The sequence below is a fragment of the Anabaena azotica SJ-1 genome, assembly GCF_047275885.1.
GTDB classification, from domain to species: domain Bacteria; phylum Cyanobacteriota; class Cyanobacteriia; order Cyanobacteriales; family Nostocaceae; genus Trichormus_B; species Trichormus_B azotica_A.
The window spans coordinates 6,009,365-6,034,427 of the sequence record NZ_CP178454.1; the positions used below are offsets into that span (position 1 = coordinate 6,009,365).

Annotated in this window: 19 protein-coding genes and 2 pseudogenes; 19 read left to right on the forward strand and 2 right to left on the reverse strand. The window is 35.1% G+C overall.

From position 1 onward, the window contains the following. The first annotated feature begins 181 nt into the window (after window positions 1-181). The 3 genes from ACLLO5_RS26035 (at window position 182) to ACLLO5_RS26045 (ending at window position 4,489) form a co-directional block, all read left to right on the forward strand. A complete protein-coding gene (locus ACLLO5_RS26035; protein WP_413173363.1) occupies window positions 182-769 on the forward strand; it encodes an rRNA large subunit pseudouridine synthase E in 588 nt (195 codons plus the stop codon). Window positions 770-1,289: 520 nt separating this feature from the next. Next, window positions 1,290-3,212: a serine/threonine phosphatase gene (locus ACLLO5_RS26040; protein WP_413173364.1), complete on the forward strand. Its 1,923-nt coding sequence runs from the start codon at window positions 1,290-1,292 to the stop codon at window positions 3,210-3,212. A gap of 32 nt (window positions 3,213-3,244) precedes the next feature. Then, entirely contained in the window at window positions 3,245-4,489 is a 1,245-nt protein-coding gene (locus ACLLO5_RS26045) for a protein kinase domain-containing protein (RefSeq protein ID WP_413173365.1), read from the forward strand. Between the two features lie 345 nt (window positions 4,490-4,834). Here the strand turns inward: ACLLO5_RS26045 and ACLLO5_RS26050 are convergent, their stop codons facing one another. After that, the gene (locus ACLLO5_RS26050) at window positions 4,835-5,053 is read right to left on the reverse strand and encodes a DUF4327 family protein (protein WP_413173366.1); all 219 of its coding nucleotides are present in this window, start codon (window positions 5,051-5,053) and stop codon (window positions 4,835-4,837) included. Window positions 5,054-5,518: 465 nt separating this feature from the next. Between ACLLO5_RS26050 and ACLLO5_RS26055 the strand changes: the two genes are divergently transcribed. The 15 genes and pseudogenes from ACLLO5_RS26055 to pseI all read left to right on the forward strand — a co-directional run bounded on the left by ACLLO5_RS26055 (window position 5,519) and on the right by pseI (window position 19,519). Continuing rightward, the gene (locus ACLLO5_RS26055; protein WP_413173367.1) at window positions 5,519-5,911 is read left to right on the forward strand and encodes a tetratricopeptide repeat protein; all 393 of its coding nucleotides are present in this window, start codon (window positions 5,519-5,521) and stop codon (window positions 5,909-5,911) included. Between the two features lie 106 nt (window positions 5,912-6,017). Next, window positions 6,018-6,776 (forward strand): annotated as a pseudogene (locus ACLLO5_RS26060) (Uma2 family endonuclease). A 358-nt stretch (window positions 6,777-7,134) separates the two neighbouring features. Continuing rightward, the gene (gene pseB, locus ACLLO5_RS26065) at window positions 7,135-8,124 is read left to right on the forward strand and encodes a UDP-N-acetylglucosamine 4,6-dehydratase (inverting) (protein WP_413173368.1); all 990 of its coding nucleotides are present in this window, start codon (window positions 7,135-7,137) and stop codon (window positions 8,122-8,124) included. Further along, window positions 8,121-9,287 (forward strand): UDP-4-amino-4,6-dideoxy-N-acetyl-beta-L-altrosamine transaminase, encoded by a 1,167-nt coding sequence (pseC, locus tag ACLLO5_RS26070; RefSeq protein WP_413173369.1) that lies wholly within the window; start codon window positions 8,121-8,123, stop codon window positions 9,285-9,287. Before pseB ends, pseC begins: the two co-directional genes overlap by 4 nt. Further along, window positions 9,284-10,171 (forward strand): aldo/keto reductase, encoded by an 888-nt coding sequence (locus tag ACLLO5_RS26075; RefSeq protein ID WP_413173370.1) that lies wholly within the window; start codon window positions 9,284-9,286, stop codon window positions 10,169-10,171. Before pseC ends, ACLLO5_RS26075 begins: the two co-directional genes overlap by 4 nt. 2 nt (window positions 10,172-10,173) lie before the next feature. Continuing rightward, complete coding sequence (locus tag ACLLO5_RS26080) at window positions 10,174-10,860, forward strand: class I SAM-dependent methyltransferase (protein WP_413173371.1); 687 nt, start codon at window positions 10,174-10,176, stop codon at window positions 10,858-10,860. Beyond that, window positions 10,857-11,618 carry a cytidylyltransferase domain-containing protein gene (locus tag ACLLO5_RS26085; RefSeq protein WP_413173372.1) on the forward strand — a complete coding sequence of 254 codons (762 nt, stop codon included), beginning with the start codon at window positions 10,857-10,859 and terminating at the stop codon, window positions 11,616-11,618. The genes ACLLO5_RS26080 and ACLLO5_RS26085 overlap by 4 nt, the downstream gene beginning before the upstream one ends. A gap of 36 nt (window positions 11,619-11,654) precedes the next feature. Then, window positions 11,655-12,944: an aminotransferase class III-fold pyridoxal phosphate-dependent enzyme gene (locus tag ACLLO5_RS26090; protein WP_413173373.1), complete on the forward strand. Its 1,290-nt coding sequence runs from the start codon at window positions 11,655-11,657 to the stop codon at window positions 12,942-12,944. 7 nt (window positions 12,945-12,951) lie between these two features. Beyond that, the gene (gene pseG, locus ACLLO5_RS26095) at window positions 12,952-14,031 is read left to right on the forward strand and encodes a UDP-2,4-diacetamido-2,4,6-trideoxy-beta-L-altropyranose hydrolase (RefSeq protein WP_413173374.1); all 1,080 of its coding nucleotides are present in this window, start codon (window positions 12,952-12,954) and stop codon (window positions 14,029-14,031) included. 1 nt (window position 14,032) lies between these two features. Next, on the forward strand, window positions 14,033-14,572 hold the full coding sequence (locus ACLLO5_RS26100) for a GNAT family N-acetyltransferase (protein ID WP_413173375.1): 540 nt from the start codon (window positions 14,033-14,035) through the stop codon (window positions 14,570-14,572). Between the two features lie 46 nt (window positions 14,573-14,618). Next, a complete protein-coding gene (locus ACLLO5_RS26105; protein WP_413173376.1) occupies window positions 14,619-15,296 on the forward strand; it encodes a WbqC family protein in 678 nt (225 codons plus the stop codon). 109 nt (window positions 15,297-15,405) lie between these two features. Continuing rightward, window positions 15,406-16,198 (forward strand): annotated as a pseudogene (locus ACLLO5_RS26110) (IS5 family transposase). Window positions 16,199-16,251: 53 nt separating this feature from the next. Then, a complete protein-coding gene (locus tag ACLLO5_RS26115) occupies window positions 16,252-17,139 on the forward strand; it encodes a class I SAM-dependent methyltransferase (protein WP_413173377.1) in 888 nt (295 codons plus the stop codon). Window positions 17,140-17,141: 2 nt separating this feature from the next. Next, the gene (locus ACLLO5_RS26120) at window positions 17,142-18,434 is read left to right on the forward strand and encodes an MBL fold metallo-hydrolase (RefSeq protein ID WP_413173378.1); all 1,293 of its coding nucleotides are present in this window, start codon (window positions 17,142-17,144) and stop codon (window positions 18,432-18,434) included. Between the two features lie 41 nt (window positions 18,435-18,475). After that, window positions 18,476-19,519, forward strand: a complete 1,044-nt coding sequence (pseI, locus tag ACLLO5_RS26125; RefSeq protein ID WP_413173379.1) for a pseudaminic acid synthase — start codon at window positions 18,476-18,478, stop codon at window positions 19,517-19,519. On the opposite strand, the gene ACLLO5_RS26130 is transcribed toward pseI, so the two are convergent. Next, entirely contained in the window at window positions 19,516-20,403 is an 888-nt protein-coding gene (locus tag ACLLO5_RS26130; protein ID WP_413173380.1) for a class I SAM-dependent methyltransferase, read from the reverse strand. The genes pseI and ACLLO5_RS26130 overlap by 4 nt on opposite strands. Window positions 20,404-21,023: 620 nt before the next feature. On the opposite strand from ACLLO5_RS26130, the gene ACLLO5_RS26135 reads away from it, so the two are divergent. Beyond that, entirely contained in the window at window positions 21,024-25,058 is a 4,035-nt protein-coding gene (locus ACLLO5_RS26135) for a glycosyltransferase (RefSeq protein ID WP_413173381.1), read from the forward strand. Window positions 25,059-25,063: the final 5 nt, after the last annotated feature.

The following is a 25,063-nucleotide window of genomic DNA, read 5'->3' on the forward strand; positions in this document are numbered from 1 at the left end:
TTAGCATCATAAACTAAAATCACATTTGTCAACTTTCTCCCCACAGGGACTAAAATTTGACTGTTAGCTGTTTTTTAGGCATTTTGGGCAAAAAATATCATTATTGATCCATAATTCCTTGATGGTACAAGCTCCCGGTTTTATCCGTGGGGTCAATCCAAAATCCAAAATCCAAAATCCAATGACTAATATCTTTAAGTATATTATCTTTCATAAACCCTATGGAGTTCTGAGTCAATTTACTCAAGAATCTCCTAAACACATTACCCTTAAAGACTATATTGATATTCCTGAAATCTATCCAGTGGGGCGTTTAGATTGGGATAGTGAAGGGTTAATGTTATTAACAAACAATGGACAATTACAGCACCGTCTCGCTAACCCGCAGTTTGGGCATAAACGCACCTACTGGGTACAGGTAGAACGTATTCCTGATCCAGAGACTATCAATAAGTTATGCACAGGGGTAGAAATTCAAAATTACCAAACTCGTCCTGCTCAAGTTAAGCTATTTTTAGAAGCACCTACGGTTAGCGATCGCAATCCCCCAATTAGATTTAGAAAAAATATTCCTACAGCTTGGCTGGAAATGACTCTCACAGAAGGAAAAAACCGTCAGGTGCGGCGTATGACTGCTGCGGTAGGGTTTCCGACTTTGCGATTAATTCGGGTCAGTATCGCTAACCTACAATTAAATGGTCTGCAACCAGGTGAATGGCGCTACCTCACACCCCCAGAAATCCAAGTTTTGCAAAAGTCTCGGACTTAAGTCGTCTAGCGACTATCAGTAAATCACAAATTTATCTAGTACAGCACGGTGTAAATAAACTAACCAATCTAAATCTCCGAGGATTCTATGCTGTCTTAATTTTGACTCTTGACTTTTGACTTTTGACTTCCGCGAAGCGGTACTAGCTCCTCAAGCTGGTTGTAGATTGTGGGAAAAGACCAGGATGAATGAATTATAAAGTTATTTAGAGCTAGGAAAGTGAAGAATATACCATCTACAAGGTAGTATTTATCTAAAATATGCTTTGAAAATACCAAAAAATACCAAAATATCTTCCCCAGAACCTATTTCCACCGACAAATTTTTGATCCACGGACTATGGTTATTCTTAATGATTCGTAAGAATATCTATTGGCATTTACAATTAATACTGTCACCGATCTTCCGTGGTGAATCCATATTCTCTTGTATATCCACTGTAATCAGGGTTAGCTAATTATGGCACTTTGAATCCTAGTGGCTATAAGCATCTTAGAAGGAAAATCAAGGAATTTCTACTATGCTGATTTGCCCTCACTGTCAATTTGAAAACCCCAATGACAACAAGTTTTGTCAAAATTGTGGCACGTCTTTAACTCATAGGACTTGTCATGAATGTGGCTGCGAAGTTTCTTTAGATACACAATACTGTCAAAGCTGTGGTGCAGAATGCGGCACAATTTGGTGGGCAATTATTGCCCAAGAAACACCTGTTATCGTTTCAGAATTTGGGGATGCAATAACACAGGGAAATATCAACTCTCAGCCACAATTTGCGGTAGGCTTATTTTTAGATCGAGAACAACGCTATCAGTTGCTGGCACCATTACCAAATCCAGAGGTGATGGCGACTAATACTGAAGTTAAAGTTAGGGTTTTAGATTGCCAACCCTATCAAATATCACCTATTGAGGCGATGCTAGAAAATCAACCAAATGGATTGATTGTTCCATCCCTAAGTGTGATTGGAATTCCTAATTTAGCTAAAGCTTATGTATTATTACAACCAGAGACTATACCGGGAATACCACTAATTCACGACGCATGGCAGCAAGATAATATACAGGTAATTTTGCTGGAAGACCGTTCTCATTGGCAGTTGTTATTGGATGCATGGCAAGATCAGACAACCCATCCTTTACAAATTTTGCACTGGTGTTATCAGATGATTCACCTTTGGGGGGTGCTGGAACGGGTGAATTGTCGCCAAAGTTTGTTGGAATTATCTAATTTGCGACTGGATGAGGATCAAACACTAGGACTACAACGGTTGTATCTGGAAACACCAGGGAGTAATTTATCAGAAGATGGGGAGCAACCCTTAACTATTAAGGCTTTAGGACGGGTTTGGCAGACTTTATGTAAACAGTCCCAACGCACTCAAATTGGTTCAGTTGTACAGATGTTGGAGGATTTAGAAATTGGTAAGATTGAAAACTTGGAAGAATTGCGATCGCGATTGGAAGAAATAGCCACAGAACTAGAACTATCTGCCCATCGTGATTTTAGTTCTACAGAAGCAAAATATCCCTCTGCATCCACCATATTGCAAGATGATGATGATGGTGATGAAACCGACAAAAACGAAGATGCACCAACAATTATATTGTCAATGCAGTTAAGGAGTGTGGAAAATACAGGACGCACTGACGTTGGTCGTCAACGCAATCACAATGAAGACTATTTTGGTATTGACAGCAAACAGCAAAAACTGGAATTGCCCAGAAATCGGAATTTGCAAGCACGAGGTTTGTATATTTTGTGTGATGGTATGGGAGGACACGCTGGTGGTGAAGTAGCCAGTGAGTTAGCTGTCAATACTCTGCGACAATACTTTCAAGAAAACTGGGTAACAGCAGAACTCCCCACCGCAGAAACTATCCAAAAAGCAGTTTTCTTAGCTAATGAGACGATCTACAATCTCAATCAACAAGGACTACGTTCTGGTGTGGGACGCATGGGTACTACCTTGGTGATGTTATTAATGCATAATACCAAAGCCGCAGTCGCTCATGTCGGTGATAGTCGTCTTTATCGTTACACACACAAACGTGGACTAGAACAAATAACTGTAGATCACGAAGTTGGCCAGCGGGAAATAGCCAAAGGTGTAGAATTTACTATTGCTTATGCTCGTCCAGATGCCTATCAACTCACCCAAGCTCTTGGTCCACGAGATGCAAATTTCGTCCATCCAGAGGTAGATTTTTTTGAAATCTGTGAAGATACTTTGCTGCTGTTAGCTTCGGACGGTTTATCAGATAATGATTTAGTAGAAAATTATTGGCAGACTCATCTAGAACCTCTGCTAAGTTCTGGCACTAATCTGGAATCAGGTCTTAGCGACTTGATTGATTTAGCAAACGAACATAATGGCCACGACAACATTACAGGTATACTGATACGGGTAAAGGTTTCTCCAAATCAGCAAAGTTGGCATTAACAATTTCCATTTCTTAACTCTTAGGCTTTCTTGTGGTTACTCTGACCCTGTTAGACACGCAACATAAAACGCCCCTTAACCAGTGGCGCTTTGAGGGTTCTACCATGATTCGTATTGGTAGAGCGGTGGATAATCACGTTGTTTTAAATGATAGTTTAGTCTCTCGCTATCATCTCGAACTTAAACAATTCGGTACTGGTAGAAAGGGTGATGCTTGGCAGGTGATTAGTCAAGGGACAAATGGTACTTTTCTTAATGGTGTTCTGGTAACAAAAAGTACATTACCAGATAATTCCCTCCTGCAATTAGCACAGGGTGGACCCATACTCAAATTCCAACTTCAGGATATACCAGAACCGACTGTTGCGCCTTGGCAGCCCATACACCAGGAAACGGAAAATCTCTCTGTTTCTCGTTGTACTCATGAAGGAAACTCGCCAAATAATATATTTTGTGTTCATTGTGGTCAACCGCTGACTGTTCTCCAGCGAATTCGTCATTATCAGATTTTGAGAATTCTGGGACAGGGAGGAATGGGTACTACTTACCTAGCTTGGGATGATACAGGCTTGAGTACGGGAGTGCCGCAGTTGTTGGTGTTAAAGCAGATGAACGCGGATATGGCTAAAATCGCCAAAGCACAAGAGTTATTTGAACGGGAAGCGAATACTCTTAAATGTCTGAATTATCCGGGAATTCCTAAGTATTACGACTTTTTTGTCGAAGGTGGTAAAAAATATTTGGGAATGGAATTAATTCATGGACAGGATTTAGAAAAACGGATATATAACACTGGCCCTGTTACACCTAATCAAGCGATCGCTTGGATGATTCAAACCTGTGATATTTTAGAATATCTCCATGGCCAAGAACCACCACTGATTCACCGTGATATTAAACCTGCTAATTTGATGGTCAGGAGTGCTAATAATCGGATCGTGGTATTGGATTTTGGGGCTGTTAAGGAAACAGGAACCGCACCAGGTACAAGAATCGGCGCTGAAGGTTATTGCGCTCCTGAACAGGAAAGAGGACAACCTTTGATACAATCGGATTTATATGCGATCGGACCTACGTTGATTTTTCTACTTACAGGGGAAAATCCTTTAAAGTTTTTCCGCCAAAGAGGACGAGGTTTTTGCTTTGAACTTAAAAATGTTCCTACTATTACACATCAACTCCGAGAAGTTATTGAGTGTGTAACTGAACCTCTACCACGTGATCGTTATCAAACTGCTCAAGATTTAGCCAAAGCGTTAATGTCAGTCACTAGCTAGAAGAATCTAGTGGGCATTAAATTGCTAAAAGCAACCTATAGACTAGGATACAGTTTATTTAGATGGCGATGTTTGGCGATCGCTAAAATTGAAGCGACCAACTCAGAAGCGCAGCTGACACTGAAGCCAAAAGCATCCTGATCATCGCTCATAGTTTAAACGACTGCAACGCCAAAAAATTAAAATAGAACAGAGCTTTAAAAGACCGGAGAGAAACAAGTCTTAATGGCTACTGTCCTTTATTTATTCACAAAAACAAGGATCAAGAAGAATATGGTAGTTAACTGGATGATTAGTAATTGGCCACCATCTTTTCCCAGTCCTCAGTTACCAAACCCACAACCCTTAATTTTCGTCCCAATTTTCCACAGCTAGGAGGTCAGCAATTGGGTCTTGCATACTAAAACCAAAGTCTAGCAGTTCCTGTTTCCAATGCTGCCAGTCATTGCCATAGAGTAAGGCAATTTTCCAGATGCTATCGGTAGGCTTGATAATATTGGATTCTACGAGTGATTGCACGTTACGCTGCAATTTCACCATAGGGTGAATTACTTGCTGAGTCATAACCTCGATGTATTTCAGATTTTATTTGGGTAAATGCTTGATTAAAACAGCTTTCCGGTTAAGAATTTTTAATGGTGCGTAGGGCGCTATAGTTTGGTAAAGCTAGTCTTAACTTCTACAGTATACCATAACTCTTTTTGGTCTATTACTAAAAATTGGTTTTTGTACGGTAATCACGACCACAAACTTATAAATTATGAGGAATAGACCAAAATTGGCTAAATGTCAGCGAATCTTCATATAGTAAGCAGCTAATCCAATTTGAAAAATGATTGTTATTGATTGTTCCACTTCAACCCGGACACAGAAAGGTATTCTCAATCCCAAACCCAAAATCATATAACTCAACTCGTCTTGATGATTGGGGGTAAGCAAGATGATCGTTTCTGCTATTTTGTGGGTAATCTCATAAACAGGAGAGAAATATTGCTGTTATCTAAGTGTTGACCGCAGCAGATATAAGCTATGGCAAGTGCAGAAAACGATTACCTAGAGAAACGTCGTCAACAAATTGCAAGAAAGCAAAGAATTTTTACATATATTTTGTTATTCGGCTTCGGTGGTTCTATACTGATCGGGGGGTTCAATACTGTAAAACAGGCTTGGGAAAAACCCAAACAACCAGTGGTAGTGCAATCGGCTGAGACTGAATTGCAGAAACAGACCAAGGGATATGAGTTGGTTTTACAAAGAGAACCGAATAACCAGTTAGCTTTGGAGAAGTTGTCTATTATTCGGTTAAAGTCGGGGGATATCAAGGGTGCGATCGCACTAATGGAGAAGTTGGTGAAGCTGTATCCTGATAGACAGGATTATAAGACTGTGTTGACGGATGTGAAGAAAAGAATGGCACAGTAAGTGCGTTAGCGTAGCTTACCGTAGGTATCGCTCTTAGAATATAGTTCAGATGGATGTAATGCCATAGCCTAGCGAACACAGTCCTATTCTTCCAAAATGGGAAATTATGGATACTCTCAAACTTGATATTTCAACAAAGTTACCAGATCATACTCAATTGCCCTGTGAAGATGGAACGATAGTGTTAGCGAAGCGTACCGTAGGTCAGAATTTCCAAGAACATCCTCAAAGTATTTTATTAACAGAATCAATTTGGTCAAAATTACAGGAAATTCACCCAGATAAGCAGTTTTGCATAGGTCAAGATAGCGGTATTTATTGGCGGATTACTGATCCACCAGAAAAAGGAGCAGAAGCGCCAGATTGGTTTTATGTTCCTGATGTGCCACCAACTTTAAATGGTCAAATGCGCCGTTCTTATGTAATGTGGCAGGAATTAGTTGCTCCTTTAATTGTCATTGAATTTGTCTCCGGTAATGGCAAAGAAGAAAGGGATACAACTCCATATCAAGGTAAATTTTGGGTGTATGAAAAAGCCATTAGAGTTCCTTTTTATGGAATTTATGAGGAAAAGAAATCCTCTTTAGAATTATATCATTTAGTTGAGGGACAATATTACCTAATGCCACCTAATGAAAGAGGTCATTATGTAATTGAGAAAATGGGTGTGGAGTTGGGAATTTGGCAAGGAACATATAAAAATGTAGAATTGCCGTGGTTACGTTGGTGGGATTTAGATGGTAATTTATTGTTAACAGGAGAAGAGCAAGCAGAATAGGAAAAACAACGGGCAGAACAGGAAAAACAACGGGCTGATAAATTGGCGGCGAAATTGCGAGAATTGGGAGTAAAACTGGATAAGTAAATGATGTTGTATTTTTTTAAGAAAAAGGAGTCCTAATTTTAATTGTAAAGATTTATTTAAATAATAATTAACATATATAGGAAATGATACATTTTTGGGGATTGTGGGTATTCTACGGATATGGGGGGTAATTTAAGGATGGATACCTACAGTGAGCGAAGCGATCGCACTCATGGAAAGGGAAAGGTTGGTTAAGTTACATCCTGACAGACAAGATTATAAGACTGTGTTGGGGGATGTGAAGAAGTAGAGTGGGGGAGCAATTACCAAATAGTCAAAAATAGACTAATTAGTATTTCTTAGTCACACAGGAGAAAAAGTTAATTTTCTCTAAGCAGTTTTTGGCACAGGCGAATAAATGTTTAATGATAAATCTATTCTCATAACTGGTGGTACAGGCTCGTTTGGCAAGCAATTTGTCAAGACAATCTTGAGTAAATATCAGCCGCATAAAATTATAGTCTATTCACGGGATGAATTAAAGCAATATGAGATGTTCCAAGAGTTTAACTCACCATCCATGCGCTATTTTATTGGAGATGTGCGAGATAGCGATCGCTTAAAGTTAGCTTTCCGAGGAGTTGACTATGTAGTTCATGCTGCGGCTTTAAAACAAATTCCAGCGGCTGAATATAACCCAATGGAATGTATTAAAACTAATATTAATGGGGCTAATAATGTTATTAATGTTGCCCTGGAACAAGGAGTAAAAAAAGTAATTGCTCTTTCCACAGATAAAGCAGTTAATCCTATTAATCTTTACGGCGCAACAAAGTTAGCGGCTGATAAACTTTTTGTAGCTGCTAATAATATTGCTGGGGACATGAAAACCCGGTTTTCTGTTGTTCGTTATGGAAATGTAGTTGGTTCAAGAGGTTCTGTTGTTCCCTTTTTCCAAAAGCTGATTCAAGAAAAAGCTACAGAAATTCCGATTACAGACCCCCGCATGACACGCTTTTGGATTACTCTTCAACAAGCAGTAGATTTAGTATTGGATAGTTTTCAAAGAATGCAGGGAGGAGAAATATTTGTTCCTAAAATTCCTTCCATGAAAATGACTGATTTAGCAGAAGCTTTAGCACCAGGAATACCAACTAAAATTATTGGAATTAGACCAGGGGAAAAATTACATGAAGCAATGTTTTCTAAAGAATCTGCTCATTTAGCTTTAGAATTTACTGATCATTATTTGATTCAACCTACTATTGAATATAGTCACAGTGTTGATTATACCTGTAATACTTTAGGTGAAAAAGGAGTGCCAGTTCCTGAAGGTTTTGAGTATAGTTCAGAAACCAATACAGAATGGCTGACACCCTTTCAATTGTTAGATATTCTGAAACTATGAGTAACTATATTCCCTATGGAAGACAAGATATAAATCAAGCAGATATTGACGCTGTAGTAGAAGTTTTGCGTTCAGATTGGATTACCCAAGGACCAAGTATAGAAAGGTTTGAGAAGTCAGTTGCTAATTATTGTGGAACAAAATATGCAGTAGCTGTTTCTAGTGCAACAGCAGCATTACATATTGCTTGTTTAGTTGCTAATTTAGGTACAGGAGATATACTTTGGACTTCACCAAATACCTTTGTTGCTTCCGCTAATTGTGGGTTATATTGTGGTGCAAAAGTTGATTTTGTGGATATTGATGCAAACACATATAATTTAAGTATAGAAGAATTAGAAAATAAATTAGTTTTGGCTGATACAAAAGGTTATTTACCTAAAGTAGTTATACCTGTGCATTTTGCAGGACAATCTTGTGAGATGGATAAAATTTATACTTTATCAAAACAGTATAATTTTAAAATTATTGAAGATGCTTCTCATGCTATTGGGGGAAAATATCAAGGAAAACCTGTTGGTTGTTGTGAATTTTCTGATCTGACAGTTTTTAGCTTTCATCCCGTGAAGATTATTACCACTGGTGAAGGTGGAATGGTGTTAACAAATCAGGAAGAATTATATCAAAAGTTAATTAGATTGCGAAGTCATGGAATTACCAGAAATCCTGATTTAATGCCAAGTGAATCTCACGGCGCTTGGTATTATCAACAATTGGAATTAGGCTTTAACTACCGGATAACTGATATTCAAGCAGCGTTAGGTGTTAGTCAAATGAATCGTTTAGATGAGTTTGTTAAACATCGTCGTTTTTTAGCAAATAGATATCATGAATTATTAAAAGATTTACCTTTAATATTACCTTGGCAACATCCAGATACAAATTCTAGTTGGCATCTATATGTTATTCGGTTAAAAGTCGATAAAATTAATAAAAGTCATAGACAGATTTTTGAGGAGTTACGTCAAAGTGGAATAGGGGTAAATTTACATTATATTCCTGTACATACTCAACCTTATTATCAACAATTAGGATTTAAACAAGGAGATTTTATCAATTCAGAAAAGTATTATCAGGAGGCAATTTCTCTACCTTTATATTATGGTTTAACTGAAGCAAATCAAAATATGATAGCCAAAAAAATTCTAGAGATTTTAATATGAAACTAGGAATAGGAACAGCACAATTTGGCTTAGATTATGGCATATCTAATCAACAGGGAAAAACCTCACCAGAAGAAGTAGCTAAAATATTAGAATTAGCACATAAAAACGGAGTTAGTCTGATAGATACTGCCCATCTTTATAGTACAAGTGAAGAAGTTTTAGGGCAAACAATTAACCATAAACATAATTTTACTATTGTTAGCAAAACTCCTCAATTTTCTCAAGAAAATATTACTATTAATGATACTGATTTACTAGAAAATACCTTACATCAATCTTTAGAAAAACTACAAAAATCATCAATTTATGCTTTATTAATTCATCGCGCTGATGATGTTTTAACTACAAATGGTCATTTATTGATAGAGAAAATGCAATCTTTGAAAAAACAAGGATTAATCAAAAAGATTGGAGTTTCTGTTTATAATAGTCAACAAATAGATAAAATCATTGCTAATTATGCAATAGATATCATCCAACTACCGCTTAATGTATTAGACCAACGGTTAATAAAAAGTGGTCATTTATCAAAACTTAAACATTTAGGTGTAGAAATTCATGCACGTTCTATATTTTTACAAGGTTTATTATTGATGAATTTTAATACATTATCAGTCTTCTTTGAACCAATCAAAGACCACTTGAGTTATTATCATCATGATATAGCAAATTTAGGTCTTTCATCTCTTCAAGTATCTTTGGCATTTGTTTTAGGATTAAAGGAGGTAGATTATGCAATAGTTGGTGTTAATAATTGCCATCATCTTCAAGAAATACTTGATGGTACAAATATAAATCAAATTCAATTCAAAGATTTTGATAAATATTTTTTTGATAATGAATTGATATTAAATCCCACTAATTGGTACAAAGGAGTTTAATCATGAATCAAGATTCTATATTTTTTATGGGAGAAGGCGATAATTGGTTTAATCGCAATACCAAGGCTTTAGAAAATTATGATAATAATCCAACTGATGCTGATTGGGTATCTGATTTAATAGATTTAATCAGGATCAAAAAAGACATCAAAAATATCCTTGATTTGGGATGTGCAAATGGTTGGCGCTTAAATAAAGTCGGTAAAAAGTTAGAAATTACAAATTTAGTAGGTGTAGATGCAAGCAAAGATGCCATTCAAGATGGCAAAAATCGCTATCCACACCTGAGTTTATATCATAGTTTATTAGCAGATATTCCCATTCAAGACAATTTTGATTTAGTTCTTGTATGCGGTGTCTTATGTTGTATAGATCGGCAATCTTTAGCAAAATCAATAGCGGAAATTGACCGAGTAACGAGTGATGGAGGTACTTTAATTATTGGAGATTTTTTGCCTGACTTTCAACAGTGTCGCAAATATCATCACTTACCGGAAGAAAACATTTACACTTATAAACAAGACTACAGCCAAATATTTAAATCAATGGGAATATATAGAGAAGTTGCAAGAATCGCCTGTAATTATGGTCAGAAGGATATATCCATAAATTTACTCGATTCATCTTCACAATGGGTATTTACTGTCTTACAAAAGTCCTTACAAAACTTTTATCCAGAAGTTCCATGATATTAGCTATTTTACAAGCTCGTGTTTCTTCCTCCAGACTTCCGGGAAAAGTTCTCAAACCCATCCTGGGTTTACCAATGATTATCAGACAAATTGAAAGATTACAAAAAGCTAAATTAATTGATCATTTAATCCTAGCTACCAGTGATCATATAACTGATAATCCCCTAGTTGAATTATGTCAACAAATCAACATAGAAATTTTCAGAGGAAATCTGGATGATGTCTTAGATAGATTTTATCAAAGTGCTAAACCCAAACAACCAGAACATATTGTAAGATTAACAGGTGATTGTCCTCTGACTGATCCCTATTTAATAGATAAAGTCATTAAATTTCATTTAGCAGGATATTTTGACTATACCAGTAATGCCATTGAACCTACCTATCCCGATGGTTTAGATGTGGAAATATGCCGTTTTCCATGTTTACAATTAGCCTGGAAACAAGCATATTTACCATCTCAAAGAGAACACGTTACATCATTTATTCATCAACAACCAGAACAGTTTAAACTGGGTAGTTATAAAAATAATATTGACATATCAGAATTACGTTGGACAGTGGATGAACCCCTAGATTTTGAATTAGTTAATCAAATTTATGAATATTTATATCCCACAAATCCTAACTTTACCACTCAAGATATTTTAGATTTATACGGTAAATATCCTGAACTCAAAAGTTATAATACCTGTTATCAACGTAATGAAGGATTTGCCAAATCTTTACTTAAAGATCAATTATTTTCCAAGTAACTTAGTAATAAATAGTAATAAAAAATAGGTAAAAATATGAACCATCGTTATCAAAATTCGGAAAATTTATTAGCTAGGGCGCTGGAGACTATTCCTCTAGGTAGCCAAACTTTTAGTAAAAGTAAAACTCAATATCCCTTTGGTGTTTCTCCCTATTTTATTACAAAAGGATTGGGAAGTCATGTTTGGGATGTAGATAATAACGAATATATTGATTTTATTAATGGATTAGCAGCCATTACATTAGGATATAATGACCCAGATGTAACAGCAGCAGTCAGAGAACAAATAGAAGATGGCGTAATTTTTTCTTTACCTCATCCCATTGAAATGCAGGTAGCAGAAAAATTAATTGAGATAGTTCCCTGCGCGGAAATGGTGCGATTTGGTAAAAATGGATCAGATGCCACAACAGGAGCAATACGTTTAGCTAGAGCTTATACAAAAAAAGATCATGTAGCAGTATGTGGTTATCATGGTTGGCATGATTGGTATATTGGTTCAACAGCCAGAAATTTAGGTGTACCAGTGGAAGTTCAAAAATTAACTCACACCTTTATTTATAACGATATAGAGTCATTACATCAAATATTTCAACAATATCCTGATCAGATAGCGGCTGTGATTTTAGAACCCATGAATGTATTTCCTCCAAAAGATAATTTTTTAGAAAAAGTTCAGGATTTAACACATCAACATAATGCTATTTTAATTTTTGATGAAACTGTAACTGGATTTCGTGTTGCTAAAGGGGGAGCGCAAGAATATTTTGGCGTAATACCTGATTTGGCTACTTTTGGCAAAGGTTTAGCCAATGGTTATCCTATTTCTGCCGTAGCTGGTAAAGCAGATATTATGAAATTAATGGAAGAAATCTTTTTCTCTTTTACTTTTGGAGGTGAAACACTTTCTTTAGCGGCTGCTTTAGCAACAATGAATAAATTACAAAAATTGCCCGTTTTAGAAAAAATTAAAGAACAAGGAGATAAAGTTGTAACTGGCTTGAAAAACTTAATTAATTATTATGATGTTGATCATATTTTCTCTATATCTGGTCATCCAACTTGGTCATTTATCTTAATTAATAATCTCGAAGTTTACACACAATTACAGATCAAAACCCTGTTTTTACAAGAGGTATTTAAACGTGGTATTTTGACTCTTGGTAGCCACAATATCAGTTATGCTCACAATGATGTAGAAGTGGAGAGATTATTAGCTGTATATGGAGAAGTATTTCCAATTTTAAAAGATGCTGTAGATAATTGCCTTCTAGAAAAATATCTTCAATGTCAGACTTTAGAACCATTATTTAAAGTTAGGTGAACATATTATGTCTTTTGTTTTCCGCGTGGACTCATCTAGTCAAATAGGGACAGGACATCTAATGCGGTGTCTAGTGTTGGCTGAACAATTACACAAAATCAGCCATGATATTACTTTCATTGTCCGTAGTTTACCTGGAAGTTTAGAAAATTTAATTCAACAAAAAGGTTTTGATGTCTATCAGCTTCATAATGATATTTCAAGTATTAATTTAGATGTAGATTGGAAAATTGATGCAGAGGAAACCACAGCTTTTCTGAAAGCAAAACCAAAAGAAATATCTTGGTTGATTGTTGATCATTATGGACTAGATTATCAGTGGGAATTGAAAATTAGACCATATATTCAAAACTTGATGGTCATAGATGATTTAGCCAATCGTCATCATGATTGTGATTTATTGTTAGACCAAAATTTTTATAACAATTATGAAATACGTTACGATAATTTAGTAAAAAATAATTGTAAAAAAATGCTGGGGTTAAAGTATGTTTTATTACGGGAGGAATTTAGAGAAGTAAAAAAAACATTGCGTACACGCGATGGCAATATTCAGCAAATTTTAGTATTTTTTGGTGGTAGTGATCCAAACAATCAAACATTAAAAGCATTAAAGGCTATTCAGCTAATCAATAGACCAAATATCACTGTTAATGTTGTAGTTGGAGAGTCTAATCAACATAAAGAATTGGTGAGAACATTTTGCAATCAGATGCCGAATACAAATTTTTATTGCCAAGTTAATAATATGGCTGATTTAATCGCAAAAGCTGACTTAGCATTAGCTTCAGGTGGTACAAATACATGGGAACGTTGTTTTTTAGAATTGCCAACAGTAACCATAGAAATTGCTACTAATCAAATAGAATCACTGCAAGATTTAGGTAAAAAAGGTGTTATTATTAATTTAGGTTGGCACGAAAATGTTAATATTCAAGAATTAAGTGATGAAATTATCAAATTATTGAACAACCCAAATCTTCTTACTCAAATGAGTTCAAACTGTAAAATGCTTAATATCTCATCTAGTTCTCACCTAATTTTTGAATCAATAAAAAATGAAATTGTCAATATGGAAAATGTGTAAAATGAATAAACTAACTAATATCAATGGCACGCGAATTTATCTAAAAAACTTAGAATTGGAAAATTTAGATAAAATATATATTTGGAAGAACGATTTTCAATTAGGAAACTTGGTTATGGCTCATCCATTACCTGTAAATAAAACTCAAGTTGAAAATTGGTTAAAAAACAATCAAAGTGATAAAAATCAAATTTTATTTGGAATTTTTATACTAAATACAGATGATTGTATTGGCATCGTTAGATTAATGTTTATTGATTGGATCAGTGCTACTGCTGATTTAGGAATATATATTGGAGATAGTGAATATAGAGGTCAAGGTTTTGGCAAAGAGGTTATTAAACTAATTTTAAATTATGGATTTATGGGGATAAATTTGCATAAAATATGTTTAAAAGTTTTAGAGTCTAATGTTAATGCTATTAGATGTTATCAGTCTATTGGATTTATTCAAGAAGGCATATTGAGACAGCAATATTGGTGCAATGGTAAATATGAAAATGTTATACTAATGGGAATATTAAACAGCGAGTATCAGTAATGTTTATTTTTGAAATTGAGGAAATAAAAAATTGAAATGCGTAATTATGCAACCAACATATATGCCTTGGGCTGGTTATTTTAACTTGATTTCTCAATCTGATGTGTTTGTTTTTTTAGATGATGTCCAGTTTGAAAAAAGCTCTTGGCAAAATCGTAACAGAATTTTGCTTAATGGACAAGTTCATTGGATAACAGTACCAACACAAAGACTATATCTTGGTGAATATATTAACAATATTCAAATCAACGATCAACGAAATTGGAGAAACAAACAATTTGAATTAATTAGACACGCTTACAATAAACATATATATAGAAATGAAATTTTAAAATTAGTAGAAATAATTTTAGATACAAAAATCAAATCTTTGTTAAGTTTGAATACAAAAATTATTCAAGCTGTTGTAAATAAACTAGAATTATCAGCACATATTTTTTTCTCAAGTGAATTAAATATTCATGGACAACGTTCTGAACGCTTGATCAAAATTTGTAACCATTTTGGTTGTGATGAGTATTTGAGTCCGTTAGGAGCATCTGAATACTTATTACAAGATGGTAATTTTAATAATTCTTCAGTACGTCTTTTATTTCAAAAGTTTGAACCCATACCTTATCCACAACTTAAACAACAGGAGTTTGTTAGTCATTTATCAATTATTGATATAATTGCTAACTTAGGCTGGGAAAAAACATTACAATATATCCAAAATTCTAATTGATATCATGCAATTCAATGTTTTAGAGGGTGTTTGAAAAGTCGGTGAGTGAGTAAAAAAGCTCTCCCAGTGTAAGCTGTGAATAGAAAGAACACAGCACTGAGAGAGTAACATGAGTAAAGCATACCCCAGTAATTTGACTCACGCCCAATATGAATTGTTGAGTGACATGATTCCAGAAGCCAAAAAAGGTGGTCGCAAGCGTGAAGTCGATATGTGGAAAGTCATGAACGCGATTTTTTATGTCTTGCTAGAAGGGGTGCAATGGCGGGCGTTGCCTGGGGACTTTCCAGCCTGGCAAACTGTATATACTTATTTTCGCAACTGGCGCAGAGACGGAACTTGGGTGAAAATTCATGACAGTTTGCGAGAATGTACGAGAATCGAAGCGGAACGCTATCCCAGTCCATCATTCGCCATAATCGATAGTCAAAGTGTAAAAAGTGCGGCGATGGTGAGTCAGGAAGTAGGATATGACGCGGGCAAACAAATCAAAGGGCGGAAGCGGTTTATGACCGTTGATACATTGGGATTGATTCTGCGGGTGTTAGTCACCGCCGCCAATGTGCCAGAGCGATCTGGCGGCAAACAAGTAATCAAGCGCGTCAAAGGGATGGGATCTCAGGTTTCTCGCTTGACGACTATTTGGACTGATGGTGGGTTTGATGGTCCAGCTTTCATGATGTGGGTCATGGACATTTGTCGTTGGATTGTGCAGGTGGTGCTGCGACCAGAGCAAACTAAGGGGTTTGTCTTACTCAAAAAGCTCTCTCGTCGTAGAACGCACTTTCGGCTGGCTGATGGGGTGTCGTCGATTGGTCAGAGATTATGAATTATTACCGGAAACATCAGAGACTTTTATTTACCTTGCCATGATCCGGATCATGGTGAGGCGATTAGCATAAAATTTTACCCCTCAAAACTTTTCAAACACCCTCTTATAAGCATAATAACAACAATGGATCATACAAAATACAAACTTGAGCCTAATCCTGAATATGGATTTTTGCAAATCAAACCAACTCCTAGTGCAGAAGAAATTACTCAATTTTATGCTGCTGAATTTTATAATGCTTACCCTAAATTTAATGACTCGGCTTTGGAAGTACAACTTTTAGATAAAGAGTGGTTAGATGCAAATAGAAATGATATGTGTATCACTCTTACTGAAATTACAGGAGAAAGTTTAACTGGTAAAAAAATCTTAGATATTGGTTGTGGATGGGGACAAGCACTGTTTTATTTTCAACAACAGGGAATGTTATGTTATGGATTCGATCCAGCCCCAGAAGCTGTAGCTTATGCCAGTAAAAATGGACTAAATGTGATTACCGCCGGTATGGAAAAAATGGATGTTTTTGAAGGACATAAATTTGATGTAGTTACTCTCTTAAATGTTTTGGAACACTTAGCAGATCCAGTGGCGACTTTACGTGAAATAAGAGATAAGCTATTAAAAACCAAAGGTGTGCTGATTATTGATGTTCCTAATGAATTTAACGCTTTTCAATTAGCAGGTAGAAATACACATAAATTAGAAGATTGGTGGATAGCACCACCAGGGCATTTAAATTATTTTAGTAAGGATACACTATGTAGACTGCTTGTGGGATTAGGATATGAAGTTAAGTTAACTAAATCTTCTTTTCCAATAGAGATGTTTTTATTATTTGGTGATAATTATGTTAAAGATAGCCAATTAGGGCGAAAATGCCATGAACGTCGTATGGCTTTTGAAATGAATCTTAGAAAAACTGGCCACAAAGAAACCTTAGATAAATTATACCAATCTTTAGCAGATATTAACTTGGGTCGTCAAATAACAGCTTATGCAGTAAGGGGGTAAACATGAAACTGTTAAATATAGGTGGTGCAACTGCAATTATTGAACACAATAATAAACGCATAATGTTTGATCCTTGGCTGAATGATGGTATCTTTCATGGAGCTTGGTATCATTATCCTCCCCTGCAAGTTAGCATGAAGGATATTGGTAGAATTGACTATCTTTATATATCACACATACATGAAGATCATTGTGCGGCAGGAACTATCCAATATTTAAATAGGGATGCTGAAATTATCCTGATGGATAGACAACCAAATTTTGTTGCTAAATTCTTGGATACACACGGCTTTAAATTTAATAAAATTCACCTGATTAAACCACACACACCAACTCAAATCGCTTCTAATTTATGGGTAGATATGATAGAAGCTGATCCTAATCATGAACTTAATTATCTAATTGATTCAGCAATAATTATTAAGTGGGATAATTTTATTATTTACAATGCTAATGACTGTCCACCATATAATGAAGGTTTAAAATACATTCAAGAAAAATATGCTCAAGTTGATCTAGCATTACTTCCTTATGCTGGTGGTTCTGGTTATCCTGCTTGCTATACAAACCTTTCTCATATAGAAAAAATCAAAGAGAAAGAACGGATTTTTCAACAAGGCTTAGATTTATTTGTAAATACAGTGAAAATATTACAACCCAATTATGCTATGCCTTTTGCAGATCAGTATATAATTGCTGGTTCACGTTCTGGTTTAAATCAGTATTTGCCTCATCCACCCGATGGTTCTGTAGTTGTGGAGGGGCTGAAAAAAGTAGGTTTAGAAGATAAACTATTATTATTAAATTCTGGACAACTCTTTGATTTTGAGATAAAAACGAAAATTCCTAATGATTCATACTTAGCTCATTCAGAAATAGATAGAAATGAATACATCAAAAAATACCTGCAAAATAAATTATATGATCATGAAGTTTTAACCATGAATTTCAATGTACCTCTAGAACGTATACTGACACAGGCTCGATCAAGACTTTGGGAAATACAGAAAAAACAAAACTATTTTCCCAATTTTTATTATTATCTTGATATTCTCGATATAAAACGTAGATTCTGTATTTCACTATTGTTAGAAACAATAGAAGAAGTGGATTGGGAAAAATCACTATGTGAACCATATTTGCGAATTACTCTATCCCGTACTTTGTTAATCATGCTTTTAATAGGTCATATTTCTTGGAATATTGCTGATGCGGCATTATTTTTAGACTATGAAAGAATCCCTAATGTTTATGATCCTAAAATTCAAGCCTTTATTAATTACTTAATTTTATAAAAATTTACATAGGATTAACAATGAGCAGTATTCAAAATCCAATGAGAATCAATCAACAAATAATTGGTCACAACTATCCTCCTTTTATTGTTGCGGAAATGTCTGGTAATCATAACCACTCTTTAGAGCGAGCTTTAGAAATTGTAGAAGCGGCTGCTAAAGCTGGAGTAAATGCTGTGAAAATCCAAACCTACACAGCAGAAACCATGACTTTAAATATCAATGAGGGAGAATTTTATATCAATAATCCTGATAGTTTATGGCATGGAAATTCACTATATCAACTATATCAATTAGCTTACACCCCTTGGGAATGGCACAAACCCATATTTGATAAATGCAAGGAATTAGGAATAATTGGTTTTAGCACTCCTTTTGATGCTACTGCTGTAGATTTTTTAGAATCTTTAGAAGTACCTTGTTATAAAATCGCTTCCTTTGAAAATATTGATTTACCGCTAATTCGCAAAGTTGCCCGCACAGGTAAACCAATGATTATTTCTACTGGTATGGCTACAGTAGCAGAATTAGATGAAACAGTGAGAACAGCAAGAGAAGAAGGTTGTAATGATTTAATATTACTTAAATGTACCAGTACCTACCCAGCCACACCAGAAAATAGTAACTTATTAACAATTCCCCATCTGCGGGATCTTTTTAATGTGGAGGTAGGTTTATCAGATCATACGATGGGTATTGGTGTAGCTGTGGCCAGTGTAGCTTTAGGAGCGACATTTATTGAAAAACATTTTACCCTACGTCGGGCTGATGGTGGAGTTGATTCGGCTTTTTCAATGGAAGTTGAAGAAATGCAACAATTAGTGATTGAAAGTAAAAGAGCATGGCAAGCAATGGGTAGTATAAAATATGGAGCAACTGAAGCCGAAAAAGAATCTGTGAATTTTAGGCGATCGCTCTATATTTTCCAAGACATGAAAGCAGGAGATATACTAACACCAGAAAACTTAAAAGCAGTACGTCCCGGATTAGGTTTACCACCCAAATACTATGATATTTTACTAGGTAAATCAGTTAAACAAGACGTAAAAACAGGAACTCCTATCAATTGGGATTTAGTAACTTAACAAAAGTTAGGAATTTCCTTTGTAAAACTATAGGTAGTATGACATTGAGAACAATGAATATTGCTAGAGTTCCAGTCTAAATCATTCTCATTATGGCAATTAGGACAAGCTGTTATTGCTTGTAATAACTCTGGTTTAGAATTGTAAATATTGGACTTATCTGAAGCACCTGGTTTAATAGCAGAAAGGCAGTATGCCATTGGCATTTGTGGAATTAAAGGATGATCAGGAAAGTCAACACAACCTTCATTTAAATCATCGAGAGCCTGAAAAATAGGGTTAATTTCTATATCAACTACTTCTTTTAAATGGTCTTTAATTTCCTGTTCAGATATAAATCCAATTGTCATTTTTAGCAAGTCCAATACTGTTTCCAGGATACTATTTGAAGGTTTAAGCAATTCAATTTCCAAACCATTCTGATTACACAAATGCGCTAAACCATAGCGTGTGTAGCGGAAAAAATCATAAGGTATTTGATGCTCTGGTTGCACAAATGGAACATATAGAAATAATCTACCTCCTGGCTTTAAAACCCTAGCAAATTCTTGGAATGCTTTCCCAGGTTCAGGATAATGCTCCAAACTTGTAAAATTTAAACACACATCAATACTAGCAGTTTTAATTGGTAGATTCATGGCATCACCAATTAAGTCAAGTTTCGTAAAATCCCAATTAACATCTCCAATCATAGAATCAATAGCTACATACTGCCCATGCTGAAAAAAAGGTTTGTATCTACACTCACCAGCAGATACATCCAGAATAATGGACTCTGGAGCGCATTGTTGAGCAGAACTATATAAAAATTCAAATATATTTTGCCCTTGCTTAGACTGGGTAAAGTCTCCCCATCCCATTTCATAAGCAAACTTTGATGCCATATCCTCAATTGGGGGCAAACTATTGGTATATTTGTTGTGTTGACTGTCCATGATCAATACTTTAAATGAAATAGTACATCATAATAAATTCAGTATATACATAATTAGCAAAAATGACAGATGACTGTTTATACTAGAATAGAACTTAGGTAAATTAGTAGTTATACAAATGGCTAAAACCCACCTTCCGCACCCTAAACTGTCACACAACGAAAATTGGTCGTTTGGGGATTTGAGATTGGCGACTGCCACCTAAGATTTCGACCATTTTGTATCAAAGTTCTCCTCAAAGTGGTTAAAAAATCCGAAATTACCGATTGTGACACTAGGGGGTGCGGAATGTGGGCTAAAAGATTATCTCTAGAATCTCACCCTGTTAATACGGGATATCTTGTGACAAATGTGACAAATTTATTCAAAACCGTATATTAGGTTACTAACTTAATATAATATTGCTTAGGGAGTATATACAATCAGCCTTAGTCGCAAATTTATGAAGAAATAAACAATATATCCTGTCTTACTTGCTCGTAATTATAAGTTTAGGCTAACCAATAACCAACTATCTTCCGTTTATTTAGCAGAAGATGTAAGCACTATTTACTTTAAGGAGATTAATTATGTTAAAGGTAGAAAATGTTCTGAGTAGCCAAAAAAACCTCCCAGATTTATGTGCTGAGAGACAATTAAAAACCCATGAAATATTTTTTGGTAACACTTTTTATGGCATGGACTTTATATTAAAAAAATATGTAGATTTCCCTGAAAAATATCCACTAAAAGCCCTGTTAGTACATGGACCAATTTTAAGTAACAATTATATTTGGCAGGTAGAAGTAGAAAGCCATTTACCCACTATATATTGTTATCCAAGTCATCGTGAACATATATATATTAATCACGGCAATAATAAATACGAAAAATTAATTATCCCAGCAGCATCACCTTTTTTATACGCATTAGAAATTTTAAAAAAAGAACCAAAACCAAAGAGAAGTGGTACAATTTTTTTTCCCACCCACTCTAGCGGTTACGTGACAGCTGAAATGGATTTTGAGAAATTAGCAGAAGAATTACTGCAACTTGATTCTCAATTCCAACCTGTGACAGTATGTCTGTACTGGAAAGATTTTAACTTGGGTAGATATCTTCCATTTCAAAAAAGAGGATTAAAAGTAGTTTCTGCTGGTCATGTTTTTGACCCTTATTTTTTATTCCGTTTCTATCACCTTTGTTCTACTCATCGCTATGCTGCTGGTAATGACATAGGAACACACATATTTTACTCTGTAAAATCTGGTTGTTCTTATTTTCATCTGGATTCATCTGTTAGGACCACTTACACTGCTCCTAATGAAGCTCTCTTAAAGCATGATGTAGCAGATGTACCACCCGATAGAGAACTAGCTCTAAAATTACTTTTCAGTGTACCTCAACCTGAGACTACACCAGCACAGATGGCGATGGTTGATTACTATTTAGGTACTAAAAATCTCAAAACTAAGTCAGAACTCCAACAAGAGTTATTAGAAGCTGAAATTAGATATACAATTTCCAGCAAAACCAGCAATATTTATCCTGTTCAACAATCTATTATTAAACGAATCAATAGACATCAGCCTAACAACATTCTTACAGGAAATGAATTAACATCCACCAATACTCAGCAATACCCATTAGTGAGTATTTGTGTCCCTACATTTAATGGAGAAAAGTTTATTATCGAAGCACTTGGTAGTATCCTCGCCCAAAGTTATCCAGCTTTAGAAATTATTATTTCTGATGATAATTCCCAAGATAGAACCATAGAACTAGCTAAACTGATTTTAGAAAAGAATCAAATAAATTTTAGAATCATTACACATGAACAATACGGTTTATCCCAAAACTGGAACTTCTGTATTTCTCAAGCCAAAGGTAAATACATTAAATTTCTATTCCAAGATGATATCTTAGCACCAAACTGTATAGAAGAAATGGTCTATTTAGCTGAACAGGATGAAGAAATAGGTTTAGTTTTCTCCCCACGACAACTATTTACAAATCCTGAAGATGCTAAATCTAGTCCAAACTTATTAGAAAATCATGAAGCTAAAGACATTCATAAATATTGGTCAAAACTACAACCAATACAATCAGGACAAGAACTATTACAAGATGCAAATATACTGGATAATCCTATCAACAAAATCGGTGAACCAAGTATAGTTTTAATCAAGAAAGAAGTTTTTGACAAAGTAGGTTTATTTAATTCCGATCTTTGTCAACTTGTAGATTTAGAAATGTGGCTCAGAATCATGAGTCAATATAAAATCGGATATGTTAATCAATCTCTGTCACGCTTCCGCATTCATCCCCAACAACAAACTCGCCGTAACACTGCTTTAAAAGATGCAATTTTATTAGACTATCATAAATTTTTCTATAGCATAGCTAATAACAGCAATTATCCCCAATTGACAAGACAAAAAGCAGCTTGTAGATATGCAATTTTAACCGCCAACTATCCACAATTACAACAACTCAGAACAACCATCACCATCCAACTACTAGAAATTCCTGATCACCAGATATCAGAAATATATGCAACTTTATTAGGTAACATCTACAAAACATTACTCCATAGTGGGATTCAAAATCAACAATTAACCCTGGAAGAACAGACTTTTATTAACGAAATATTAGACAACAATTCTCAAAACCCACAGCCACCAAAAACGATCAATCATTTACTAATATCAATGCTGTATCGTAACTTTCAGCAATTTGTACCCATTAATTTCACTCAAATACCCCAATGGTTGTTATCAGATTACATTAAAGTTTTACTGTCTTCTCAAGAATATTTCCAAAACCCCGGAGAAGCAGAAAAATACTATCAATATATCAACAATATCATCAATAACTTTTATCAACAAAGACTGCAAATTATTAACTCACCATTAGGAATACAAATTACTGAAGAATTTTTAAAACAAACTAAATGTATTCCCCTTTATTTTCATGAAAACAACCTCAAAGACTTTTACATCAAACGTGCAGAACTGCTAGAATTACTCCTCACAGCTAAAGGCTATAAAATTGATTATGAATTTACAGATAGACCAGTAGACAGAAAAAAAATTCGCGTTGGTATTCTGGCACAACATTTTAAACCAGTTTCGGAAACCTATGCTTATCTTCCAGTTTATGAACACCTCAGTAGAGATTTTGAAGTAATATTGTACTCCACCAAACCAACAGGCCACAGACTTGAACAATATTGTCAACTCTGTGCAAATTCCTTTAAATTCTTACCAGAAGACCTATCAGCACAAATTGAAACAATTCGTGAAGATGACTTAGATATATTATTTATAGCCAGTAACGTCACCGCAGTTACCAATGACATTTTTATCCTAGCCACCCATAGACTAGCAAGAATACACATTACCAGTGGTGGTTCTGTAGTGACAACCGGAATGAGAAATATGGATTATTTTATTTCCGGGACATTAACTGATCCATCTCCCAATGCACAAGAGCATTATCAAGAAAAGCTGATTAAATTAGAAGGTTCTGCACACTGTTTTAGTTACGGTTCTGAAGAAGGAAAAATCACTACCCCCGTCGAGCGCGATAATTTAGGTATTCCTGAAGATGCAGTTGTGTTTATTTCTGGTGCTAACTATTTCAAAATTATTCCTGAACTAATTGAAACCTGGGTAAAAATTATTGATCAAGTACCAAATTCTGTATTAGTGCTGTTTCCCTTTGGTCCTAACTGGTCTCCTAATTATCCCAAACAAAAATTTATCAACTACCTGCAAACAACATTTACAAAAAATAACTTAGCCACTGCAAGATTAATAGTTTTAGATCCTCAACCAGTACCAGACCGGGAAGATATGAAAGAATACTATAAAATAGCGGATGTCTATTTAGATTCATTTCCCTTTGCTGGCACAACTTCTTTAGTAGAACCACTGCAAGTTAACTTACCAGTTATCACCAAACAAGGAAATTATTTCCGTTCTGCAATGGGAGCAGCAATGATTCAAACTTTGAATATTCCTGGTTTGGTAGCAGATAGTGAAGAATCTTATATAGAATTAGCAGTTGCGCTTGGTAATAACCCACAACTGCGACAACAAAAAATAGATGAAATTCAAGCAGCTATGAATAATCATCCTAGCTTCCTGCATAGTAGTGCATACTCAGCTAAAATGGAAAGTGTATTCAAGGAATTATTTAGAAATAATCTAGCAGAAACACTAGAGCAAAATCTACGTTTAAGAGATATTAACTTCATAATCTTCCCAGATTGGACACAACCAGAGGATGAATTAGGATTTGAGTTACAACAAGTAATTCAAACACTAGCAACTCATCCAGAAAATGAAAAAATTACCTTAATAATTTACACTGCTAATATCGCTAGTGAAGATGCAGAAATATTTTTATCTAGTGTGGCTATGAATCTCTTAATGGAAGATTTAGATATTAGTGATACTATAGAGATTTCTTTAGTAGATACACTAGGGAATATGCAATGGCAATCTCTATTACCTCGCCTTAATGGTAGAATAATTTTGGGTCATGAGGAGAAAATAGCTATAGTACAAACACAAATCAGAGCGTTAAATAGTTATCAACTAGATAGTTTAGTTAATTAAATCTG